The sequence below is a fragment of the Candidatus Magnetaquicoccus inordinatus genome (assembly GCF_004217665.1).
GTDB lineage: Bacteria > Pseudomonadota > Magnetococcia > Magnetococcales > Magnetaquicoccaceae > Magnetaquicoccus > Magnetaquicoccus inordinatus.
The window spans coordinates 1-1,442 of record NZ_RXIU01000435.1 but is presented as its reverse complement, the minus strand read 5'-3'; the positions used below and the strand labels follow the sequence as shown (position 1 = coordinate 1,442).

Here is a 1,442-nt window from a genome sequence, read left to right as displayed (position 1 = left end):
AAGCCATCCATCACCGGCATATTGATATCGGTCACCACCAGATCGTAAGGGGTATTTTTCAGACGCTGCGAGGCAATCATGCCATCTTCCGCTTGTTCCACAGCAAAACCGGCCTGCGTGAGATAGGTGGTGGTGACAATACGCAGGAAGGGGGTATCGTCCACCACCAAAGCTTTCAGACCATCATAATCCACCGGAGTTTCCACCGAAGATGGCATAATATCAGCCAGTTGGAAAAGACGGTTAAGATCCGGAAAGAGCACCAACCGCCCATCAATACGGGCGGTGCCAAACAGGCCGTCAGCCTGAATGACATGTGTATCCAGATCAATGTAGGCTTCCATGGTATCGACGATGCGTGAGAACATCAAGCCAACCTGCAGACCGGAGATGGCTGGGACCACCATGCAGAAGGTATCATCATCGTTGCCCGATTCACCGGAATAACCATTGCCTTCCAAACCCAAAATCTGATCGGGATAGAGGATGTGGAAGCTGACGCCATTGTAGTGCATATAGGATTGATGATTGATATTTTCCATCCTGCAGTTGCCGCGTTGAATAACCTCCACCCGGCTGACCATGTTGTTGACAATACCCATAACCAAGCCGCTGGGGGTTTCCAGAAGAATGATATTCTGTTTTTCGCGCAGAGCGGCACGAGTAACCTCTTCCATATCGGCGCTGGCCGCCTCCAGGCTGCTGAAGTTGATTTTGGCCTTTTCCACAATTCCGGCATAGTCGATGATGGAGGCAACGCTACCATCACCCAGGATGGTTACCGCTGAAAAACAGGTGGTATCCTTGGCGTAAGAGGGCAGCGGTTTCACCACAATCTCCTCACTATCCAGAACATCATCCACCACCAAGCCAAAAGTGTTGCCACTGACATTGATCACCATGACATAGATGGCTTGGCTGTAGTGGCTGATCGAATGACCAGGAGGCCGCGAGGTGCGTTTGGGAACCGGTTGGTTGCCGGAGGCGGCATTGCTTTTTTGTTGTTGCGAATGTTGGCGCGACCAGACATCCATCCAGCGAATGCCGGCATCACCCTCTGGTGTTTCGATGCCCAAAGTGCTGGCCAGATCCACCAGCGGCAACAAGGTATGGCGCAAGGAGAGAACAGGTGCATCGCAGACCATCTGAATCTGCTTGGCCAGGTCGGTTTCCGCAACGCGGACAATTTCAATCAAGCCGATTTCTGGGATGGCAAAACGCAGTTTGCCTGCTGAAACGATCATCGCCGGAATAATGGCCAGGGTCAGAGGCAGCTTCAAAATGATCCGCGTCCCTTTACCCACTTTGGAGGCGATATGCACCGTTCCGCGTAATTTTTCAATGTTGGTACGCACCACATCCATACCTACACCGCGCCCCGAAACATCCGAGACCTTTTTGGCCATCGAAAATCCAGGAGCAAAAATCAGATCGAGCAGCTC

General features: G+C 52.0%; 1 protein-coding gene. It reads right to left on the bottom strand.

Features of this window, described 5'->3' with window-relative positions; genetic code table 11:
• Positions 1–1,406: ATP-binding response regulator (locus tag EJP87_RS16335; RefSeq protein ID WP_193771471.1), on the bottom strand; the 1,406-nt coding region annotated here is incomplete at its 3' end.
• Positions 1,407–1,442: the final 36 nt, after the last annotated feature.